The sequence below is a fragment of the Bacillus sp. AG4(2022) genome, assembly GCF_031844465.1.
GTDB classification, from domain to species: Bacteria; Bacillota; Bacilli; order Bacillales; family Cytobacillaceae; genus Bacillus_AB; species Bacillus_AB infantis.
The window spans coordinates 26,569-46,718 of the sequence record NZ_JAUZVH010000010.1 but is presented as its reverse complement, the minus strand read 5'-3'; the positions used below and the strand labels follow the sequence as shown (position 1 = coordinate 46,718).

Below are 20,150 nucleotides of genomic sequence, written 5' to 3'. Positions count from 1 at the left end.
TATGGCCTGCGCTTTCTGCTGCATAAGCAGCTAAGTTTCCCCTAGAGGGGCACGGAAGGTTCAGCTTTGGGGCCGAATCGGTTCTAAGTCCACCGATTAAGCACCAGGGTTCCTTGTGAACGGAAAACAAAAGAACCTTCCATTAAGATGCCAAAACCAGAAGTCGCTGCTAATCGATTCATCGTTTATCAGTCCCTTCGATAGATTGGCTTTCCTTCCTTTTTTACCCCGGGACCAGCTCATCAAACATATAAATCCTGCTGTCAGAAGATTTATACAATAAAACCTCTAATGAGTGCTATAATATATCAGTAGTGTTAATTTTTTCCTTGTGCTTAAAAAGGGGGAAGCGTGCTATGACTGGTGAATTAATTCTGCTGGTTGATGATGATCCTGACATTCAGAATATTCAAAAGGCTTATTTATCTAAGGAAGGCTTTAGGCTTGCCTTTGCAGCAACAGGTGCAGAGGCGGTGCAACTGGCAGGAAGCCTGGAGCCGGACTTGATCATCCTGGATGTGGCGCTGCCGGACATGGATGGATTTGAGGTTTGCCGCATCATCAGAACAAAGACAAAGGTTCCGATCCTTTTCCTTAGTGGAAGGGAAGATGATATAGATCAGATAATAGGTCACAGGATAGGCGGCGATGACTATATAACGAAACCGTTCAGCCCGCCAGTGCTCGTTGCAAAGGTAAAGAGCCATATTAGAAGATATAAAGAGCTGTCAGGAAGCCCAAAGGCTGCTAGTAATGGACGGGCATTAATATTTGGAGAGCTGGCTATTGACAGGGACTGCTGTGAAGTGACGAGGGAGGGAAAGCCCATCTCTCTGGCTGCAAAGGAATTTCAGCTGCTCTGCTGCCTCGCTGAAAATGCCGGCCGTGTCTTCAGTGCAGAGCATTTATTCGATTCCATTTGGGGAAAAGACAGCTTTGGGGATATCAGGACTGTTATGGTCCATATCAGCAATCTCCGCAAGAAAATCGAACAGGACCCGGCCCGGCCGGAATATATTATCACAGTCAGGGGCATGGGCTATAAATTCAATGGAGGTTGAGGTTTTTGGCGGATTTGAAGAATTCCCTGACTTCCTCAGCCGTCATGCCAAGCTTTCTTGCTTCTGCCATCAAACATATCCATTCATACAAATCCTGTTCATAAGAGAGCGTTTTCTCTTCCTTCTTCATACTTTACCTCCAGACCATTCTTCTCGTTGGCTATATTATAAAATGGAAAGTTAAAGTTTTATTAAAGCCGTATTAAAGTTTCGCTTAAATAAGAGGGTGACCATTATGATTGAGAACATTAATATACCTGGATACCAGCTGATTGCCGCAGAAACTGCAAATGAAGAATTTATCTTCCTGAAAGGCTACTCGGTCAAAAGCAGGGAGCAGGTGCTGATAAAGACATATAAAAACGATGTGCTGTCAGATATGGAGATTGCTGCTCTTGTTCACGAATACCAGCTTACAAAGGAAATGGAAGAAGACAGCATCCTAAAAGCAGAAGAGTTAATCATACACTTAAAAAAGCCATATCTGGTCTGCAAATACTTTCCTTGTATAACACTAAGTGAACTCAGCATCAAGAATGCCGATCTTACAGAGATGCTGGACATTTCAGCAAAACTGGCCGGGGCAATCCTGCAGGTACACCAGCAGCATATTATCCATAAATCGGTCAATCCGGGAAATATCCTTTTTAACCCCGTTGATGGCAGGATTAAAATTACTGGTTTCGGCCAGTCGACGCTATTAAAAGAAGAACATCCTTCCTTGAACGCTGCCAGCCTGGCCAATTTGGCTCATTTGCCTTACATATCCCCTGAACAGACTGGAAGATTGAACAGGCTAGTTGATTATCGTTCAGATTTCTACTCAGCAGGAATAGTATTTTACGAATTATTTACCGGTGAATTGCCTTTCAAGGCGAAGGAACCGCTTGAGCTTGTGTACGAGCATCTGGCAAAAAGTATGAAGAATCCCTGTGATTCAAATCCTGATCTTCCACCTGTAATTGCGTCAATCATCATGAAACTGCTTGAAAAAATGCCTGAAAATCGATACGGCAGCGCTTTCGGGATACGCGCCGATCTTCTCCGTGCCCTCGAAAATCTAAAGTCCGGGAAGCGGCAAGAAGTTTATCCACTTGGGAAAGACGATGATAGTATGCTGTTTGAACCCGGAAGGAAGCTGTATGGACGTGACAATGAAAAAGCACAAATCCTTCATGTTTTTGAGGAGGTCAGCCGGGGGGGTACAGGCGCCGTGTTCCTGCCAGGTTCACCGGGGATGGGAAAGACGGCTCTTGTACACGAGATCCAAAAGCCGCTCATCCGGGAAAAAGGCTATTTTGTTTCCGGAAAATATGACATGCTGCAAAGGCAGATGCCTTATGCCCCGATCATTGCAGCATTCCGTTCTCTCGTTCTCCAGGTAATGCTTGAGAGCGAAAGCCGCAGAGCGATGTGGGCATCTAAATTGAAGGACGGCTTTACCGGAAATTATGCGGTCCTTTTCTCAGTCCTTCCAGAGCTGGGCTTGCTTATGGGAGAGCAGGTTGAAGAAGGGCCAAATGGAGCCGACGCCCATCAGCAATTTTTGTTTCATATCCACCAGTTTATATGCCTGTTTGCAGATGAACAGCATCCGCTTGTTCTCTTTCTTGATGATCTTCAGTGGGCGGATATTGCTTCGCTTGAGCTGATCGAATATCTCCTGCTGAAGGGCATGATTCCCCATTTTATGCTTATTTGTGCATACAGGGACAATGAAACAGGGTCCAGGCATCCAGTAAGAAGGACACTTGCCAGGCTGGAAGAAGGAGCAGCAGAGATTCATCATATCCCGGTTCGCACGCTCAGTCAAAAGGAGATTTATGCATGGGTAGGAAATGCCCTGAGAGATGATGGGAAAACGGTTTTGGAACTCGGAGGGCTCTTACACAGGATAACCGGGGGCAACCCGCTGTTCATCAGCCAGCTTTTATTTTCATATTTTGAGGATGGCTTCATTACCAGGGATCCAGCAGAAAGAAAATGGAAAGCTGATATCGGAAAAATAATGGAAAGGCCAGTGGATGACGGAATATCCGGTTTTATGCTGGAGCGTTTCCAGAAGCTGCCTGAAAAAGCAAAAGAGGTTTTAAAGGCTGCCTCCTGCTTTGGCAACAGATTTGATTTCAAAACGCTTTCCCTCCTGTTCAAAGACCGTCCAGGGTGGCTCGCTGAATCTCTTTGGCTGGCCCTTGAATCTGGCTTTATTCTCCCTAGAGATCCTTTATATAAATATATTCATTCCAGCGGCTATGTGAATGCTATGCCAACAGAGTACAGCTTCCTTCACGATACCGTCCAGCAGGCAGTCTATCAGTCTATGAACCTGGAAGAACAGAATGCCTCCCATTTGAAAATCGGCAGGCTGCTTGTCGGCATGAAGGAGAATACACCGTCACGCCTTTTCCAGATTGTCCACCATTTGAATATCTGCAGTGAACAGCTTGAAATGAAAGAAAGGGCTCCGCTGGCAGAATGGAATGCCGCTGCAGGAGAACTTGCCAAGGATGCTGCTGCCTTTCGGGAAGCGCTCTCTTATTTCCAGGCTGCACTTAAGCTCGCCGGGGAAGATTGGAACGGGAAATATGAACTGACTTTCCGCATATTCAAAGGTCTTGGTGAATGCTTTTATTTGACAGGAAAATTGGTTGAAGCTGAAAGAACCTTCGCTATAGTGCTTGAAAATGCAAAAACTGATTATGAGAAGTTATCAATTTATAATCTGCAAATCACTTTATTCACTCATATGCACAGGGTGAAAGAGGCGGTCAGCTCAGGAATAGAAGGCCTTAAGCTTTACGGAATCACTTTTGCACCAAGCATCGGCAAACATGCTATTGTGATGGAGTTTCTCCGTGCAAAATTTGCTTTAAGCGGTAAATCACAAGAAGACATAATGTCCCTTCCTGAAATGGTGGACCGGGACAAAAGGCAAATCCTCCAGACGCTCATCAACCTGAACGCTCCATCCTACCATGCAGACCAGAATCTTGCCACCATGCTGATGCTGAAGGCACTGAACTATACGCTCAACAACGGATTAACCGACTTAAGTGCCCTTGTATTCAATAATTACAGCCTGATATTAAGCGCGGGATTCAGCGATTTCAAGGGCAGCTACGACTATGGCAGGCTGGCGATCAAACTGTCTCAGCATTTTGGTGTCACAGGCATTAAAGGCCGTGTGCAGTTTGTCTTTGGAAGCTTTGTCAGCCACTGGAGACACCCGATTTCAGAAAACCTCCACCACCTCACGGATTCACAGAGATACTGCCTGGATGCAGGAAATATCCATCTTGCCGGTGCTAATAGTTCATTCATCGTCATCACATTATTTATGAAAGGATCGCCGCTTGAAGAGGCGCTGGATGGGATCCGGAATCAGATCATGTTCGTCAATAGGATTCAATATCCTATTTCAATCGGTTTTTTGACGGAGATGGAGGAATGGGTCCTCTATTTGAAGAAGGAAAAAGAGAGTCATGACTGGACCTTTACTCCTGTGCTCGATGATGACTCTGCAAAAATCATCCATTATACGATCCGGCTGCAGATGAGCTATCTTTTTCAGAAAACTGAATATGCCGATGAACTGATTCAGAAACTGGCACCGCTTATCAGCAAAAGGCTGACGCTTGTCATTGTCCCTGAATACCATTTCTATCATGGTTTATGGCTTGTCCGTTTTTATGAACATGAAAAGCAGAAAAAGAAAAAAGCTCTTCATTTGGCTAAACTGAAGGACTCTATATCAAAAATGAAACGCTGGGCAGCTCTTTCCCCGTCGAATTTCCGTCATAAATACTTGCTTTTAAAAGCAGAATACCGAAGGATTGCCAAGAGGGATTCCAATCTTTTTAATATTTATGATGAAAGCATTCAGGAAGCCGAAAAGAACGGCTTCCTGCAGGATGCTGCCCTTGCAAATGAATGTGCAGGCCGATACTTTTCTGCGCAGGGATATAGCAGGATGGCAAGTTCCTTTTTCTCAGAAGCTTTTAAATGCTATCGCCTTTGGGGTGCAGAAGCCAAGGCTGATGATCTTCGGAAGAAGGTTAAAATTTCCTTACCGAAGGAACCGGAAACCAGTCATTCCATTCAGTTTGATGAGTATGCCCTTGTTTCCGCCGCCCAGAGCATATCCAGGGAAGTAGTGCTTGAAAATCTGCTGGCCCGGCTAATGGAGGTTACCATGCATTACAGCGGAGCAGACAGGGGGATTCTGCTCTTTAAACGGGATGGAATTTGGACGATCGGGGAGTATGCCGGTGGGGGTGAACGGCCAAAACGCTTCGAGCCGGTCCAAGGAAGAGAAATGCTGTCCGAACAGGCAATAGAACTTGCAGAGCTGAGCAGAGAAGGAATCATTCTTGATTATGCCTGTGAAAACAGTCTGATTTCAGGGGATCCTTATGTCAAAAGGATGCTGTTGAAGTCGCTCATTTGCCTGCCGATCCTGAATAAGGGTGAAGTAAAGGGTATGATGTACCTGGAAAACAACCAGATTTCGCATGCATTCACAAAAGAAAATCTCCGGGTTCTTGAATTGATTGCCTCTCAGGCAGCCATATCTTTGGAAAATGCAGATCTGTATGAGAGGATGGAAGCAAGGGTTGCCCGGCGGACCGAAGAGCTGAATGAAGCAAATATCCGCCTGGAGAGGGCCAATAAAGAACTCGACCGCTCAAGGCAGGCAAAGAACACTATATTATCAGACATCTCTCATGATTTAAGGTCTCCGCTTGCTGCCGTTAAGGGCTATATAGAAGCTGTGCAGGAGGGTATTGCCGAATCAGAAGAGCAAAAAAGAGAATTTCTTCAGCGAAGTATCAGCCGCCTGAATGAACTGAATGTCCTGATCCGCGACTTGTTTGATCTTTCCCGTATGGAGGCTGGCCAAATACGGTTTGAGATGGATTATTTGCCCCTTGGCCAGATGCTGGTCAATATTAGGAAGCAATTTAAATTTGAAGCCGAAAAGAAAGGACTTTATTTTGTCCTGGATCTGGAAAACACGAATGTTGAGAATGTTCCGTTGGTGGAGGCAGATCCCGCCCGTCTTCTGCAGGCCTTCTCCAATCTGGTCTCAAACAGCATCAGGCATACAGAGACTGGCGGTTTGATCCTTAGCGCCAGGCTGGCATCCCAGGGCGGAAGTGTCAGGATATGCCTGTCAGATACCGGCAGCGGCATCCCGGCTGCAAGGCTTCCATTTATTTTTGACAGGAACTATACCAAGGCAAGCAGTAACAGCAGGATGGCCGGAAATGGCATCGGACTTTCGATTACAAGGGAAATCATCGCAAGGCATAATGGTAAAGTTTGGGCCGAGAGCAATGAAGGAGAAGGGACTTCCGTTTTCATTGAACTGCCAATCTATCATTTTGCCGCAGAAATGGTTTAGTAAATGATTATCGCTTTACGCCGGGGACAAAAAAAGATACTATGTAATTGTCAATCTAATAAGCAACTACTGGGGGTGCCTGCGGAAAGCAGGCTGAGAGAAAAACTGGCCCGTTTTTTAACCCTTTGGACCTGATCTGGATGATGCCAGCGTAGGAAAGTAGCGAAGTGGAACTATTTGCTATATTTTTATGCACAATTGCCAGGTCCTTTTCAGGGCCTGGCTTTTTTGCTGCTGAAAGGAGAAAAGGGAATGAATACAATAGAGATAGCAGTGATGCTGGAAAAGCTTAGGGCTGAAAAGCCGCTTGTACATAATATCACCAATATGGTTGTCACCAATTTTACCGCTAACGGCCTGCTGGCGCTGGGGGCATCGCCTGTCATGGCTCATGCTGCAGAAGAAGCTGCCGATATGGCCGGCATTGCAGGGGCGCTGGTCCTGAACATCGGCACTCTTACTTCCCCTGTGGTAAAATCTATGAAACTTGCGGGAGAATCAGCGGGCAGAAACTCAGTGCCGATCATCCTTGACCCGGTCGGGGCAGGTGCAACAGCTTACAGGACTGAAACAGGCAGAAACCTTCTCGAAGAGCTGCCGATCTCCATTTTGCGCGGCAATGCAGCCGAAATATCTCACCTTGCCGGAAAAGGAGGAGAAATTAAAGGTGTTGACGGCGGGGAAGCCGGCAACCCGGAAGAGACAGCCCTTCTTGCTGCAAAACTGTTCAACACCGTAACTGTTATTACAGGGAAGGAGGACATCATTTCTGATGGAATAACAGTTGTCCGGATCAGTGGCGGAAGCAGCCTCCTTACGAAAGTTACAGGAACGGGCTGCCTGCTGTCATCGGTGATAGGCGCTTTCCATGCAATTGAATCAGACTCACTGAAAGCCGCGGCGGCTGCGCTGGCTGTATACTCTGCAGCGGCAGAAATGGCTGCAGAAGCAGCGGGAAACAAAGGACCTGGAACCTTTCAAATAGAGCTGCTTAACAGCCTTGCCCTGCTTAAGGGTGAGGATCTTGAAAACAGGACGGACATTACTGTCCTCAAAGGAGAAATATAAATGAATATTAACAAAGCATTGACAATAGCGGGTTCGGACAGTGGAGGCGGAGCCGGAATCCAGGCTGACCTTAAGACCTTCCAGGAACTTGGTGTCTATGGCATGTCAGCACTGACAGCAATCACCGCTCAGAATACCACTGGCGTGCAGGCGGTCTTCCCGATGACGGCCGAAGCTGTAGGTAAACAGATAGAGAGCATTGGAAGCGACATGGGGACGGATGCTTTAAAAACGGGCATGCTTTTTGATGCAGACATCATTAAAGCTGTTTCTGCTGTTATCAGCCATTATCAATGGACAAAGGTGGTCGTCGATCCTGTGATGATTGCCAAGGGAGGGGCTAGCCTCCTGCAGGAAAGCGCCATGGCAGCCCTGAAGGAACATTTACTCCCGCTCGCACTAATCATCACCCCTAATATTCCTGAAGCAGAAGCAATAACCGGCATGAAAATCTCTTCTTTAGCCGAACGGAAAGAAGCAGCCAGGAGATTATGTGCGCTCGGCGCTCACAATGTAGTCATTAAAGGGGGGCATGAAACAGGAAATCAAGAAGCTGCTGATGATTTGCTTTTTGATGGAAGCAGCTTTGATGTGTTTGAAGGCAGGAGGGTGGATACAGTCAATACCCATGGGACCGGCTGCACCTTTTCAGCAGCAATCACGGCAGGACTGGCGAAGGGGCTTTCTGTAAAGGAGAGTGTCCGGCTTGGAAAAGACTTCATCCAGGCAGCCATCGAAGATGATCTTCTCCTTGGGAGCGGCCACGGCCCGACAAACCACTGGGCATATAACAATAGACAGAAAGCAGAGGGCTTGGCATATGGCGCGAATTGACAGTCAAAGAATGAAAGAGCTGTTAAAGGTCTATTTTATCATGGGAAGTACGAACTGCACTAAGAATCCGGATATGGTTATGAAAGAGGCGATTAAAGGCGGGATCTCCCTTTTTCAGTACAGGGAGAAAGGGGCAGGATGTCTTGGCAGGCAAGAAAAATACGTGCTTGCAGAGCAGCTTCAGCGGATGTGCAGGACAGGGGGCATTCCTTTTATCATCAACGATGACATAGAACTGGCATGTGAAATCGGCGCAGACGGCGTCCATATTGGGCAGGAGGACGAGCCGGCCGAAGCAGTACGGGAGAAAATCGGGGATAAGATTTTGGGGGTATCTGCCCATACACTTGTGGAAGCGAACGAAGCTGTCAGGGCTGGCGCAGATTATCTGGGTCTTGGCCCCATCTATCCGACGTCAACAAAAGCAGATGCCAAGGCGGTTCAGGGAATGGCTCTCATACAGGAATTGAGAGAGTCTGCTATCACAATACCAGTTGTAGGAATAGGCGGAATCACACCGCACAATGCACGTGCTGTTATTCTGGCCGGGGCAGACGGCGTTTCTGTCATAACAAGCATCAGCCAGGCTGCAGATATAAAGGAAGCTGCTGCAAGCCTTAAAAGAAGTGTGACGATATAGAAGATTCATAGCCTGCAAATAGGTGCAGGCTATGAATCTTTAGTCTATTATCAGGACAGTTTTCCCCAGGCTCTGCCTGCTCTCTATCCTGGTATGGGCCTCCGCTGCCTCAGACAAGCTGAAAGTTTCTCCAATTTTCATGCTGAGCCGGCCGGTTTCCAGCAAACCGATAATTTTTCCAGCTGAAGCCCTTACAAGATGCGGCCTCTTTTTGCGCACCGTCCCAAAGCTGAAGCCAAGGAGGGAGCGGCAGCTGCTGTGAAGATCATTTGTCTCTACAGTTCCGGCATTTCCCGAAGCATTGCCGAAATTGACAAGCCTTCCAAAAGGTGCAAGGCAATCCAGACTTTTTTCTGTCACTGTACCGGCAACAGAATCAAGGATCACATCAGCCCCTTTACCTTCTGTCCATTCCATTACTTTTGCAGGAAAATCTTCGATTGTATAACACACTCCGTAATCGGCTCCTGCTTCCAAGGCATATGCTGTTTTTTCAGGGGAACCAGCCGTTGTGATTACTTTTCCAGCGCCAAGTATCCTGGCAAGCTGAATGGCTGTAGTCCCGACTCCGCCAGCGCCGGCATGCACTAGTACGGTTTCTCCTTGCTGGATTCGTGCTATATCTTCAAGCAGCTTAAGTGACGTTATTCCGGCAATCGGGCATGCTGCAGCCTGTATATCTGAAATGCTTTTCGGGATGGGGAAGGTCAGCATGGCTGGGGCAAGGGCATATTCGGCATAAGATCCTTTAGAAGGAAACGCAATTACCCGCTGACCTGGAATAAGACCTTCCACACCGTTCCCTAAAGCTTCTATCGTGCCGGTACAGTCTATACCCGGGATATAAGGGAGTGGACCGCCTCCTTTTTTTCCGTATCTCGTCTTGATATCGGCAAAATTCACACTGGCCGCCTTCACTTTTATCAGAACTTCCCCTGCAGCAGGCACCGGCCTTTCAGCTTCTGCCAGAATCATATTCTCTGGGCCGCCATACGCTGTAACATGTATCGCCTTCATAATAAACCTCCTTATGTATCTGCTATTATCTATTTTAACTTTTGAAAAGAAAGTGAGGAATGATCAGAATATTATAGTTAATCATAAGAAAAACTTATGTAACTAGATGACAAAATGAAGGGATTTCGGGGGAAAGTTATTTATTTCCTTATAGAAGTAAGTGAAATATTTTTAGTACAGCCAATCCAGCCGTGGAGGAACTACCCAGTTTATCACTGAAAACTAGCCAACAAAATTATTAAACCCTGTTGATTGCAGTGGAGGCACGCAGACTCCTGCGGGAGATAGCGGCAAGGCTGAGACCCCGCAAGAGCTTGCTCTGAGGAGGCTCAGCGTCGCCCCGCGGAAAGCGAAGTGCCTGGAACGGAAATCAGCAGCCTGCATGGAAAAGCTAACTTAAAATAAGGCTGCAGGCAAAGTGGTTTATATAGTTAGCATTTTTAGAGACTTAAAAAGTAATAGCCACAAAAGCTTTTTAAAGTTATATCCGGTATAATTTTCTCTAAGAATACCAGGAAAAGAGGACTAAGGATGAATTTTATTCGCAGCAAATTCAGCTGGCGGTTTTTTATATTTTTAATACTGGCCGTCCTTATTACAAGAATGCCGGTCATCGGCGACTATTCAGGCATCATCAATACGCTCATCCACGAATCCGGCCATGCGCTTGTAGCCCTGTTCGGGGGAGAAGTCCATCATATCTCCCTTTTTGCCAATACAGAAGGTGTCACATACACAAGACATTCTAATTGGTTCGGGGGAGTGTTTACTGGAGCTGCCGGATATGTTTTTTCATCTTTTATGGCTTTTATCGCCTTTTGGCTGCTGGGGAAGAAAAAGGACAAAGTGCTGATTCTGATTCTGCTCGGCTTTATCATTCTTAACCTGGTTTTCTGGGTGCGGAATGCTTACGGGATCTTCTGGCTGATTTCTTTTGGTGCCGGCTTTGCTTTTCTTTTAAAGAAAGGAAGCCCTTCGCTCATACAAAATGTCCTGCTCCTGATCGCATCGATCATGCTCGTTGAATCCGTCACAAGTGCCTTTGAGATCATGCTGCTGAGCTTGATGTCTCCTCAGGCAGCAGGGGATGCAACCAATCTTTCTGCTTCTCTTTTGCTTCCTGCACAAGTATTTGGGACCTTGTTCTTCCTGCAGGCGATTTGGTTCTTTTATTTGTCCATAAAAAAAGGCATATTTAAATTAAGCCGCTATTAAAAAAGAATTTCTTATCTGGACAGAATTTCACATATGCATTACTATGAGAAAACAAGGGAACTTACAAAATCAACCAGTTAAAAACCATCTGAAAAAAAGTGGAGGACCTATGAAACTGACGACTGTTATTAATCCAGCTATCCTTGTCTCGTCAGGGCTGGCTGCTGCTTTTGCTTATGAAAATATCCAGCCGCATTCCCTGAAGACCTTATCCATCTTCGTCACCATCGGGTTCATCCTGCTATTAACCGACTTTGCTATGAAAAAGCTGTCTTTGGATAAAAAGGAAATACGCATGGAAACTGGTGTCTGGCTGATCATTGCCATTTTCGTTGGCCCGCTGGCAGTCTCTTTAATCATGGATGTATTCGGAGCTGGAATATAACTAAACGAAATAAATGAGGGTCAATATGAAACAAATTGTGCAATATTATGTGATTAACTCTGACTTGAAAATGTCTGCCGGGAAAGCTGCTGCCCAGGCTGCCCATGCAGCAGCCATAAGTGTGCTCACTTATATGGAAGAACCACTTTTCAAAGAATGGCTGATGAGCGGACAAACAAAAATTATGCTCTCCGGCCGTGAAGCAGAGCTCAAGAAACTTGAAGAGAAAGGCTATGTAACAATCAAAGATGCCGGAAGGACAGAGGTTGCTCCCGGAAGCCTCACTGCATCAGCCCTGCCGCCGATGGATAAAGAAGAAGCCAAAATGATCGTCGGGCATCTTCGGCTGTATAAATAAGCTTATATATAGGGAGGTTCTCATGAAAACCATCTTCAGGGCCTTAACTGTTCTTCTTGCTCTATTCATTTTAAACGAAGGAGAAGAGGCTCTCGCTGCACCCGATCCAGCTGAAGTGGAAGAAATGAAGCTTCAGGCTCCATTGCATATCGTTGGCAAGGTGGAAAAAGATGCGTTCTTTCAGGATTTGCCAAACGAAAAATTTCTCCAGATCAGGAAAATGACCCTTTTACCCTCAGAAGTAATAAAAGCGCCCGGCAGCTTTGACCAGGACGTAGCCTTAGAGGTTTATTATCATTATATTCCTTCCTGGATGGCTGACCAATTCACCGGTCCTGCACCGATGGATATCGCAAAGGGGGATATAATAGAAATTTGGCTCGAAGAAGGCAAGAATGGATGGGAGCCTGTCATGTCCGGCTCGACTGTCAAACATGTTCAATATAGGGATGAACGTGAGGAAGCAGTAAAAGAGCCTCTCATTCACAAAATAAAAAGGCTTGCTGAAAATGTTTTCAGAGAAAGCAGTTTTTTAACGGCACTGTTGTTTATTATTCTGCTGCTCGCCATCACTTTTTTATCCAGAAAGGTTCCAGCAGGTAAATTTAAATAATACAGTGGAACAAGCTGGTCAGAATTTAAATTTCAGAGAAAACATCTGATTAAATCATTAAATATAATCCCAAAGGCAGCGCCCGGAATCTTCCCGGGCGTTTTTTATATGCAAACTTGAGCAAAATTCAATGGTAAAAGATTTCTGCTGACTCAATTTAAATATAATGATTCCCAATTTAATTCCATATTACTGTAATTTCTTTAAACCATTCGCACATACTACAATTATCAAAGGAGGATCGGAAGATGGAATTACATCATGACCCAAGGCTGACCAGTGCTGAAATAGCTTACTTGTGGAACACTTATATGGACGACAGCGCAACCATCTGTTTGATATATCATTTTTTCCAGCGAGTGGACGACCAGGATATCAAGGCTTGCCTGGAGCATACCATCCAATTGGCGGAAAGCCATATGGAAAGAGTGGCACAGCTGTTTGCCAAGGAAAATATTCCGGTGCCCCGTGCCTTTCCGGCTGACCAGCATGTTAACCTGAATGCTGCCCGCCTATATACCGATATGTTTTATTGTGATGTCATGCTTAATGCAGCAAGGTTTGCAGTCCTTTCCCATACCATGGGCCTGAACATTTCTTCCAGAGAAGATGTTTTCATACTCTATTCTGAATTCTATGAGGAAGCTAACCATGTGCTGAAAGAGATTCTTGATACCATGAAAGGGAAGGGGATATTTGTGCGGCCTCCTTATATCCCATATCCAGACAAGCTTGATATCGTAGAAAAACATAGCTTTGTCAAGGGGTGGATGGGAAAAAGAAGGCCGCTTCTTGCCATCGAAGCCGCCCAGCTGTTTGATAACGGCATCACCAACCAGATGGGCAAGGAGCTGCTTACAGGGTTCATCCAAACCGTAAGAGACCCGCAAATAAAAGAATATTTCATAAGGGGCAGGGAACTTGCTTCAGAATTTGTTTCTAAAGTACAGAGCCTGCTTGAAGAGGACCTGGTGCCAAATGGGATGACCTGGGACTCGAAAGTAACAAAATCTACTGATGCTCCGTATTCAGATCAATTGATGCTTTTCCTGGTTTCTACTCTCAATGCCTTGGGGGTGGCACGCTACGGGCAGGCACTGTCCATGACACTGAGGAGGGATGTTGCGTCTTATTATATGAGATGCTTTGCAGATACAACAGCCTATTCAGAGGACGGACTTGACCTGCTTATCCAAAACAAATGGTTCGAACAGCCGCCGCCATGTCCAGAAAGAGATGAACTTGCCGGGAAATGATCTGCTGGTCTTGATTACATCTTTTAAAGTTTCGGCGGTGCCCTGCATAAAATTAGCCAGCCAATAAAAGAGCACTATTTATCGTGCTTCTATTGGCTGGCCCGGCATTCAGGAAATTCTATGATCATCATATTAAAACACCATTCTTCGTATTAATTCTTCGCCCTCAGCCGGCTGCCGCACTTGCAGATTATGCTGTGCTTCAATTGTTTTTCAGCTGTCTGGCATTTAGGGCATATCTTCTTAATCATTAATTTCACCTTCTCATTCAGCATTGATTATTCTGAGACAAGTGCATCTTCACATTCCTTGCATGTTCCGAAGAAGGGGCGGTTCCATAAGGAAGTTCGTCCAAATCTGCAGTTCCACATACAATTCAAGATCATGATAGATTGTCGCCAGAGGCTCATTTCGTGGATTTACTCTCCTGTGGATGGTTATATTGCTTCAGCAGCTTGTACGAATGACCATTCTTTAAGAAGCAATTCACAATCCGGTCTTTTGACCAGCAAGCCTTAAAATAAGCGTAGATTCTCCGGTTAGGCTGCTGACTATAACTCTGGCGGGTGTAAAAAGCGGAGGATTTCCGATAAAGCAGAGCGAAGTTGCCCATTTTCAAGTTTTTCAGCTGATAGCCGGAATGACTCCACTTATTTTCAACCTGTGGATTTCCTTATTCAGTTATGAATGGCAAAATAACAGCCATTCATGCGATGAGCCTTTTCATAAAATAATTACAGGCACCGGCCGAAGCAGGTGCCTGTAATTGAGAATATTGTCGATTATTGAGAATAGAGAAGGGCAGATTCAGACAAGGATTTATGCTTTTACAGGCACCTGCAGGCCCAGTCCTTCTGCTACTTTAGTTCCATATTCAGGATCTGCTTTAAAGAAATGCTCAATTTGGCGAAGTTTGATTTCATCGCTCTCAACAGGCTTCATGGCACCGACGATATTTTCCACAAGACGGGAACGCTCTTCTTCACTCATAAGCCGGTAAAGATCTCCAGCTTGTGTGTAATGATCATTATGGTCGTAAGAAACGCTGTCCGCAGCACCTGTTACGGCAAAAGGAGCGGGCTTATTTTCCGGTGTTTCTTTAGGGCCTCCGAAGCTGTTTGGCTCATAGTAGACTGATCCGCCGCCATTTGAGTCAAAACGCATCTGGCCGTCGCGCTGATAATTATTCACTTCATTCCGGGCACGGTTGATCGGCAGTGCCTGATGATTCGCACCTACACGGTAGCGGTGTGCATCATGGTAAGCGAACAGGCGCCCCTGCAGCATTTTATCAGGAGAAACATCAACACCCGGGACAAGAGTGCCAGGAGAGAAGGTTGCCTGCTCTACTTCCGCAAAATAGTTTTCAGGATTTTTGTTCAATACCATCCGGCCTACCTCGATAAGAGGATAATCCTTCTGGGACCACACTTTCGTTACGTCAAACGGATCAAAACGGTATGTTTCAGCATCTTTTTCCGGCATGATCTGCACGCAAAGCTTCCATGAAGGATAATCACCATTTTCAATCGCATTGAAGAGATCCTCAGTATGGTAGTCGGGATTTTCCCCGGCTATTTTCGCAGCAGCTTCAGGCGCCAGGTTTTTAACACCCTGCTCAGTCTTGAAGTGGTATTTGATCCAGACACCTTCGCCTTTCTGGTTGACCCATTTGAAGGTATGGCTTCCGAAACCGTGCATATGCCTTAATGTAGCAGGGATGCCGCGGTCAGACATCAGGATGGTTACCTGATGAAGGCTTTCAGGTGAAAGGGACCAGAAATCCCAGACAGCATTCGGATTCTTCAGATGTGTCTGCGGATGACGCTTTTGCGTATGGATGAAATCAGGAAATTTAATCGCATCCCGGATAAAGAAAACAGGTGTGTTATTGCCGACGATGTCATAATTGCCTTCCTCTGTATAAAATTTCACAGCGAAACCGCGCGGGTCACGGACTGTATCTGCTGAACCGAGCTCCCCCGCTACAGTGGAGAAACGGATAAACAGCGGAGTGCGCTTGCCGACTTCAGAAAGGAATGAAGCCTTTGTATATGTAGTCAGGTCATTTGTGACTTCAAAATAGCCATGCGCACCTGCTCCTTTGGCGTGGACCACACGCTCAGGTACACGTTCACGGTTAAAATGGGCCAGTTTTTCAAGAAGATGTACATCCTGGATAAGGGTCGGCCCGCGGGATCCAGCCGTCATTGAATTTTGATTGTCGCCAACAGGGGCGCCCCAGCTTGTAGTCAGTTTATTATTTGTCATCAAAACATCACCTCTTAGTTTAATAGATTGCTTGTTCCATGTAATCAATGATATCACTTCTCAATAAAAAATCAATACTTTTTTATAATAATTATTAATAAGTAAGAGATTTAAAGAGATAGACATTTAAATGTTTTAACAAGATATCTATTTCGCTTAAAATATCTTTATGCCAAAATGGAAGAGCTCATTACTTTATGGGCTTTTTCCACCCGTTTCCTTCAATAGTACATGTGGGTTACTATCCTGCATAAAGGGGTATTAGCCAGGAATGTATGATAAAATTCCTGCCTTTCAGCCAATATTTTGATTGGGAAGTATTATTACATAACAAAAAGATGATTTTATGGTAGGATTTAAGATAGATATTTCTATTATGAAGGGAACATTGGATATGAATGACACTGCCAAGCTACATGAAGAAGCCTATGAAATGCTGAAAGAGACAAGCCGGACCTTTTTGATCCCGATCAGTTATCTGTCCCCGGGCCTGAAGGAAACCGTTTCATCCGCTTATTTATGCATGAGGGCTATAGATGAGATTGAAGACCATCCCGAACTTGAAGCGGAGTCAAAGGACCACCTTTTGCGTTCAATCAGTGAATTGCTGAAGAAGCCTGTAAATGCCGAGGATATGAAATCCCTTTTCAAGCCGTATAAATCCAAGCTGCCTGAAGTGACATTGCGCCTGTATGACTGGATCAGGCTTTGTCCAGCAAGCATCAAAGAAAAGGTTCTTGATTCTACCAGCACAATGGCAAAGGGCATGGCTGACTGGACGATGAAGGGCTGGAATATCAGGGACGAAAAAGATCTCGATGACTATACCTTTTATGTGGCGGGCCTTGTCGGCGTCATGCTTTCCGACATTTGGAAATGGCATGATAATACAGAAACGAAAAAGGACCTGGCGATTGCATTTGGCCGCGGTCTCCAATCTGTCAATATCCTCCGCAACAAAATCGAAGATAAAGAGCGGGGCGTTAGCTTTTATCCCGATGGCTGGGACAATGACCAGATGTTCAGTTACGCCCGCAGGAATCTTGCACTTGCAGATGCATATATAAAAGATATCAAGTCTGCCCCGATCCTGAATTTCTGCAGGATTCCGCTTGCACTTGCACATGGGACCCTTTCTGCCTTGTCAGAAGGCAAGGAAAAGATGAATCGCGAAAGTGTAAATGCAACGGTCAAACAAGTGGTCGCAGAATAGACAATAAAAAAATCCGGCCGGCCTGGCCGGATTTTTTTTGCTGTGCTCTAATCTAAGTGTACCGAAGGAAAGGATGAAAGAGAATGAACGGGAAAAAGAATGCCATTGTTACAGGGGCATCCAGGGGATTCGGGCTTCTAATTTCCATTGAGCTCGCAAAAATGGGCTATAGCGTGACAGCTGCAATGAGGGACAAGTCCAGCTCTGCAGAACTGCTGAAACAGGCTGAAAAGGCAGGGGCAGTGGATAATATAAACTTGCATGAGCTCGACGTAGCTTCAGATGAATCTATTCTCCGGTTCCGCACCTACCTGGAGGGTCTTGGCTCAGTTGATCTCCTGGTTAATAATGCTGGATTTGCCGGTGCAGGGTTTGCAGAGGAAGTTGAACTTGCTGAATATAGGAGCCAGTTTGAAACCAATGTATTTGGCGTTTTTGCTGTTACTCAGGCTGTCCTTCCTTATATGCGTGAACAAAAGAGGGGAAGGATCATCACCATCAGCAGCATCAGCGGAAAAATGGGTTTTCCGGGATTGTCTCCCTATGTCGCCTCCAAACATGCAGTCGAAGGGTGGGCTGAAAGCCTCCGACTTGAAATGAAGCCCTTTAATGTTGATGTTGTTCTCATTGAACCTGGTTCATACAATACAGGCATCTGGTCAACAGGTAAAAAGGTTTCTAGTCGGTCTCTTCAGCCAGATTCTCCTTATTATGCATACTATTCACAGCTTGAAAATTATTTAAATAAAAGCTCTGAAAAATACGGAGATCCCGCAGAAGTGGCCGAGCTGTGCGGGAAAATTGCCGGGAGAAAGAATACAAGGCTGAGGTACCCAGTAGGAAAGGGAACAGCTTTCACGCTGAAGCTGAAAGACAGGATAGGATGGCGGAATTGGGAAAGGCTGTTCTGGCGAATTCTGGCAAACAATAAATAAGTTGACTAGAAATGTATTATGTAAACTGCATATCCAGCCCAGCTTCACATCTAAGCTGGACCTGCAGCATTCCAATCATCCTGTATAGAAAAAATCACTTGGCTTTTGAGTTTTTCATTTAAATATTCATATAACCCAATTTTGTTCATCCAGGGATCATTAATGGTGCACCAGCGGGTTTGCATGCTTTGCTCGGTTTTGATCTGAAGATCGTCAACCTCAATGCCGATTTCTTTCTTCAGGCGTTTTAGCTCGGTTTCAAGATTGTATACCCCTAAACGGAGCAGGCTGTTCTTTGAATCAGGCTGTCCCTGGACCAGCCTGAAACCGCAGCCGGGAGCAACAGACCATTCTGCAAAGCCGCCATCCCGCAGCAGATCCGGTTTTCTATTGAAAAAAGGACTGTACCAAACGATTCCTTCATTAAGTTCGGGAATTTTAATCTCTGCTATCATTTCATAAATCATTCCAGCTTCCTCCTAATCTCTGGGATAAGAGCTGAGTGAAAAAGAAACGCAGGCTAACAATAATATTTCATTTTTTTAACCCAATTAGAGTGATAATATAATCCTATTCCCTGAAGGATCTGCAGTTAAAACCAACTCTCCTTGAATTTCAGCATTTTGGCCCAGCTTCCTGATCCTTTCTGCTGCTGCTCTGATTGATTTTGTATCGGGATAGAGCAATTTAAAATCTTTCATACCTGGTGCATTTTCTCTGGCCGGCGGTGCACCAATCCCATTCCATGTGTTAATGCCAATATGATGATGATAGTTCCCTGTGGAAAGAAAGAGAGCCTGCCCGCCGTATTCAGCTGCAATATTGAAGCCCAGCCCCTTTACATAAAACTCTTCAGCTGCTTTCAGATCCGACACATGCAGATGAATATGGCCCATGATGGTATCTCCCGGAATTCCTTTCCAAGGCATCTTTTCTTCCATGGCGAGGAGCTCCCCGGCATGCAGTGCAGCAGTGTCCATCCTGACCATTCCGCCTTCCCAGGTCCAGGATTCTGTGGGCCGGTCCGCGTATATCTCAATCCCATTTCCGTCAGGGTCGGCCAGATAAATCGCTTCACTGACAAGATGGTCGGAAGCACCCTGCAAAGGCCAGCCGGTCTGGATCAGATGTGCCAGTGCTGACGCGAGAGATGGGCGGTCCGGGAGCAGGAGGGCGAAATGGTAGAGGCCTGCAGACCTGGCTGACTTTTGTTCTATAGCTGGCGGCTGCACCAGTACAATCAGAACTGTTTTACCGTCAGCAGTAAGTTCAGCACTTCCTGTATCCTCCCGCAGCACTTTTAACCCGATTATTTCTTTATAAAAAAGAATCGATCTTTCAAGGTCACTGACCTTGAGTGTTATTTGGGAAGCATAAGTGAGTGGTGCTTCATGGAAATTCATAATAGTAGCTCCTTTGTAATCTACTTACTTTATGTAAGTTAGTGTATGAAAATAACTTCATTCAGTCAAGAAGAATGCCATACGAAAAGCAAAAATTTTATAATTGTTTTTTTTTATGTATACTGTAGCTATAGGAGTGAATTCAGATGAACGCTTCAAAGATTTGCCCCAGATTTGAAAAGGCTATGAGCATACTCAGCCAGAGGTGGACAGGGCTGATCATATATCAGCTTTCACAAGGGCCGCAAAGATTCTGCACTATAGAATCTTCTATTTCTATAAGCGGCAGAGTTTTGTCTGAGCGGCTGAAGGATTTGGAGAAGCAAGGTGTAGTCCATCGGCAGGTATTTCCGGAAAAACCCGTCAGGATAGAATACTCGCTGACCCAAAAAGGGGAGGCGCTTAAACCAGTACTCTATGAAATTGAACAATGGTCTCAGAATTGGATAGAGGAAACCGGGGGCGAATAAAAGCCAT

The 20,150-nt window shown here is 45.5% G+C and carries 18 protein-coding genes and 1 riboswitch; of the genes, 13 read left to right on the top strand and 5 right to left on the bottom strand.

Annotated elements, in window-relative coordinates; all coding sequences use genetic code 11:
- Positions 1 to 356 precede the first annotated feature (356 nt).
- Positions 357 to 1,061 carry a response regulator transcription factor gene (locus tag Q9R36_RS22460; RefSeq protein ID WP_009793643.1) on the top strand — a complete coding sequence of 235 codons (705 nt, stop codon included), beginning with the start codon at positions 357 to 359 and terminating at the stop codon, positions 1,059 to 1,061.
- Here the strand turns inward: Q9R36_RS22460 and Q9R36_RS22455 are convergent.
- Positions 1,048 to 1,191: an anti-repressor SinI family protein gene (locus Q9R36_RS22455; RefSeq protein ID WP_009793644.1), complete on the bottom strand. Its 144-nt coding sequence runs from the start codon at positions 1,189 to 1,191 to the stop codon at positions 1,048 to 1,050. The genes Q9R36_RS22460 and Q9R36_RS22455 overlap by 14 nt on opposite strands.
- Before the next feature lie 105 nt (positions 1,192 to 1,296).
- Here Q9R36_RS22455 and Q9R36_RS22450 point away from each other — a divergent pair, with 105 nt between their 5' ends.
- The 4 genes from Q9R36_RS22450 to thiE all read left to right on the top strand — a co-directional run bounded on the left by Q9R36_RS22450 (position 1,297) and on the right by thiE (position 9,007).
- Positions 1,297 to 6,465 carry an ATP-binding sensor histidine kinase gene (locus Q9R36_RS22450; RefSeq protein WP_148949417.1) on the top strand — a complete coding sequence of 1,723 codons (5,169 nt, stop codon included), beginning with the start codon at positions 1,297 to 1,299 and terminating at the stop codon, positions 6,463 to 6,465.
- A gap of 61 nt (positions 6,466 to 6,526) precedes the next feature.
- Positions 6,527 to 6,640: riboswitch (TPP riboswitch) on the top strand.
- A 77-nt stretch (positions 6,641 to 6,717) separates the two neighbouring features.
- Entirely contained in the window at positions 6,718 to 7,533 is an 816-nt protein-coding gene (gene thiM / locus Q9R36_RS22445; protein WP_050767298.1) for a hydroxyethylthiazole kinase, read from the top strand.
- Positions 7,534 to 8,367 (top strand): bifunctional hydroxymethylpyrimidine kinase/phosphomethylpyrimidine kinase, encoded by an 834-nt coding sequence (thiD, locus tag Q9R36_RS22440; protein WP_311225881.1) that lies wholly within the window; start codon positions 7,534 to 7,536, stop codon positions 8,365 to 8,367.
- Positions 8,354 to 9,007, top strand: coding sequence for a thiamine phosphate synthase (thiE, locus tag Q9R36_RS22435; protein ID WP_094769516.1), 654 nt, complete (start codon positions 8,354 to 8,356; stop codon positions 9,005 to 9,007). Before thiD ends, thiE begins: the two co-directional genes overlap by 14 nt.
- Before the next feature lie 39 nt (positions 9,008 to 9,046).
- Here the strand turns inward: thiE and Q9R36_RS22430 are convergent, their stop codons facing one another.
- Positions 9,047 to 10,024 (bottom strand): quinone oxidoreductase family protein, encoded by a 978-nt coding sequence (locus Q9R36_RS22430; protein WP_129612772.1) that lies wholly within the window; start codon positions 10,022 to 10,024, stop codon positions 9,047 to 9,049.
- A gap of 531 nt (positions 10,025 to 10,555) precedes the next feature.
- Between Q9R36_RS22430 and Q9R36_RS22425 the strand changes: the two genes are divergently transcribed.
- The 5 genes from Q9R36_RS22425 to Q9R36_RS22405 all read left to right on the top strand — a co-directional run bounded on the left by Q9R36_RS22425 (position 10,556) and on the right by Q9R36_RS22405 (position 13,851).
- Complete coding sequence (locus Q9R36_RS22425; RefSeq protein WP_148949419.1) at positions 10,556 to 11,239, top strand: M50 family metallopeptidase; 684 nt, start codon at positions 10,556 to 10,558, stop codon at positions 11,237 to 11,239.
- A 109-nt stretch (positions 11,240 to 11,348) separates the two neighbouring features.
- On the top strand, positions 11,349 to 11,624 hold the full coding sequence (locus tag Q9R36_RS22420) for a hypothetical protein (RefSeq protein ID WP_094769513.1): 276 nt from the start codon (positions 11,349 to 11,351) through the stop codon (positions 11,622 to 11,624).
- 25 nt (positions 11,625 to 11,649) lie between these two features.
- Positions 11,650 to 11,982 carry an aminoacyl-tRNA hydrolase gene (locus tag Q9R36_RS22415; protein ID WP_022543897.1) on the top strand — a complete coding sequence of 111 codons (333 nt, stop codon included), beginning with the start codon at positions 11,650 to 11,652 and terminating at the stop codon, positions 11,980 to 11,982.
- A 22-nt stretch (positions 11,983 to 12,004) separates the two neighbouring features.
- Positions 12,005 to 12,595: a hypothetical protein gene (locus Q9R36_RS22410; RefSeq protein ID WP_129612773.1), complete on the top strand. Its 591-nt coding sequence runs from the start codon at positions 12,005 to 12,007 to the stop codon at positions 12,593 to 12,595.
- A gap of 248 nt (positions 12,596 to 12,843) precedes the next feature.
- Positions 12,844 to 13,851 carry a DUF3231 family protein gene (locus Q9R36_RS22405; protein ID WP_009793655.1) on the top strand — a complete coding sequence of 336 codons (1,008 nt, stop codon included), beginning with the start codon at positions 12,844 to 12,846 and terminating at the stop codon, positions 13,849 to 13,851.
- Positions 13,852 to 14,670: 819 nt separating this feature from the next.
- Here Q9R36_RS22405 and katA read toward each other — a convergent pair.
- Positions 14,671 to 16,122, bottom strand: a complete 1,452-nt coding sequence (gene katA, locus Q9R36_RS22400; RefSeq protein ID WP_009793657.1) for a catalase KatA — start codon at positions 16,120 to 16,122, stop codon at positions 14,671 to 14,673.
- 394 nt (positions 16,123 to 16,516) lie between these two features.
- Here katA and Q9R36_RS22395 point away from each other — a divergent pair, with 394 nt between their 5' ends.
- Complete coding sequence (locus Q9R36_RS22395) at positions 16,517 to 17,335, top strand: squalene/phytoene synthase family protein (protein WP_035402531.1); 819 nt, start codon at positions 16,517 to 16,519, stop codon at positions 17,333 to 17,335.
- An 83-nt stretch (positions 17,336 to 17,418) separates the two neighbouring features.
- Positions 17,419 to 18,270 (top strand): SDR family oxidoreductase, encoded by an 852-nt coding sequence (locus tag Q9R36_RS22390; RefSeq protein ID WP_009793659.1) that lies wholly within the window; start codon positions 17,419 to 17,421, stop codon positions 18,268 to 18,270.
- A 50-nt stretch (positions 18,271 to 18,320) separates the two neighbouring features.
- On the opposite strand, the gene Q9R36_RS22385 is transcribed toward Q9R36_RS22390, so the two are convergent.
- Both Q9R36_RS22385 and Q9R36_RS22380 read right to left on the bottom strand, forming a co-directional pair.
- Positions 18,321 to 18,737 (bottom strand): VOC family protein, encoded by a 417-nt coding sequence (locus tag Q9R36_RS22385; RefSeq protein WP_009793660.1) that lies wholly within the window; start codon positions 18,735 to 18,737, stop codon positions 18,321 to 18,323.
- 84 nt (positions 18,738 to 18,821) lie between these two features.
- Positions 18,822 to 19,673 carry a VOC family protein gene (locus tag Q9R36_RS22380; RefSeq protein WP_101547816.1) on the bottom strand — a complete coding sequence of 284 codons (852 nt, stop codon included), beginning with the start codon at positions 19,671 to 19,673 and terminating at the stop codon, positions 18,822 to 18,824.
- Positions 19,674 to 19,819: 146 nt separating this feature from the next.
- On the opposite strand from Q9R36_RS22380, the gene Q9R36_RS22375 reads away from it, so the two are divergent.
- Positions 19,820 to 20,143 carry a winged helix-turn-helix transcriptional regulator gene (locus Q9R36_RS22375; protein WP_009793662.1) on the top strand — a complete coding sequence of 108 codons (324 nt, stop codon included), beginning with the start codon at positions 19,820 to 19,822 and terminating at the stop codon, positions 20,141 to 20,143.
- The last annotated feature ends 7 nt before the right edge of the window (positions 20,144 to 20,150 follow it).

Bases quoted from the DNA above. Each gene is read 5' to 3' on its own strand.
- Q9R36_RS22425 (WP_148949419.1), top strand. From the start codon at position 10,556: ATGAATTTTATTCGCAGCAAATTCAGCTGGCGGTTTTTTATATTTTTA.
- Q9R36_RS22460 (WP_009793643.1), top strand. From the start codon at position 357: ATGACTGGTGAATTAATTCTGCTGGTTGATGATGATCCTGACATTCAG.
- thiD (WP_311225881.1), top strand. From the start codon at position 7,534: ATGAATATTAACAAAGCATTGACAATAGCGGGTTCGGACAGTGGAGGC.
- Q9R36_RS22385 (WP_009793660.1), bottom strand. From the start codon at position 18,737: ATGATTTATGAAATGATAGCAGAGATTAAAATTCCCGAACTTAATGAA.
- Q9R36_RS22415 (WP_022543897.1), top strand. From the start codon at position 11,650: ATGAAACAAATTGTGCAATATTATGTGATTAACTCTGACTTGAAAATG.
- Q9R36_RS22395 (WP_035402531.1), top strand. From the start codon at position 16,517: ATGAATGACACTGCCAAGCTACATGAAGAAGCCTATGAAATGCTGAAA.
- Q9R36_RS22375 (WP_009793662.1), top strand. From the start codon at position 19,820: ATGAACGCTTCAAAGATTTGCCCCAGATTTGAAAAGGCTATGAGCATA.
- Q9R36_RS22390 (WP_009793659.1), top strand. From the start codon at position 17,419: ATGAACGGGAAAAAGAATGCCATTGTTACAGGGGCATCCAGGGGATTC.
- Q9R36_RS22405 (WP_009793655.1), top strand. From the start codon at position 12,844: ATGGAATTACATCATGACCCAAGGCTGACCAGTGCTGAAATAGCTTAC.
- Q9R36_RS22410 (WP_129612773.1), top strand. From the start codon at position 12,005: ATGAAAACCATCTTCAGGGCCTTAACTGTTCTTCTTGCTCTATTCATT.
- thiE (WP_094769516.1), top strand. From the start codon at position 8,354: ATGGCGCGAATTGACAGTCAAAGAATGAAAGAGCTGTTAAAGGTCTAT.
- Q9R36_RS22420 (WP_094769513.1), top strand. From the start codon at position 11,349: ATGAAACTGACGACTGTTATTAATCCAGCTATCCTTGTCTCGTCAGGG.
- Q9R36_RS22450 (WP_148949417.1), top strand. From the start codon at position 1,297: ATGATTGAGAACATTAATATACCTGGATACCAGCTGATTGCCGCAGAA.
- Q9R36_RS22430 (WP_129612772.1), bottom strand. From the start codon at position 10,024: ATGAAGGCGATACATGTTACAGCGTATGGCGGCCCAGAGAATATGATT.
- katA (WP_009793657.1), bottom strand. From the start codon at position 16,122: ATGACAAATAATAAACTGACTACAAGCTGGGGCGCCCCTGTTGGCGAC.
- thiM (WP_050767298.1), top strand. From the start codon at position 6,718: ATGAATACAATAGAGATAGCAGTGATGCTGGAAAAGCTTAGGGCTGAA.
- Q9R36_RS22380 (WP_101547816.1), bottom strand. From the start codon at position 19,673: ATGAATTTCCATGAAGCACCACTCACTTATGCTTCCCAAATAACACTC.
- Q9R36_RS22455 (WP_009793644.1), bottom strand. From the start codon at position 1,191: ATGAAGAAGGAAGAGAAAACGCTCTCTTATGAACAGGATTTGTATGAA.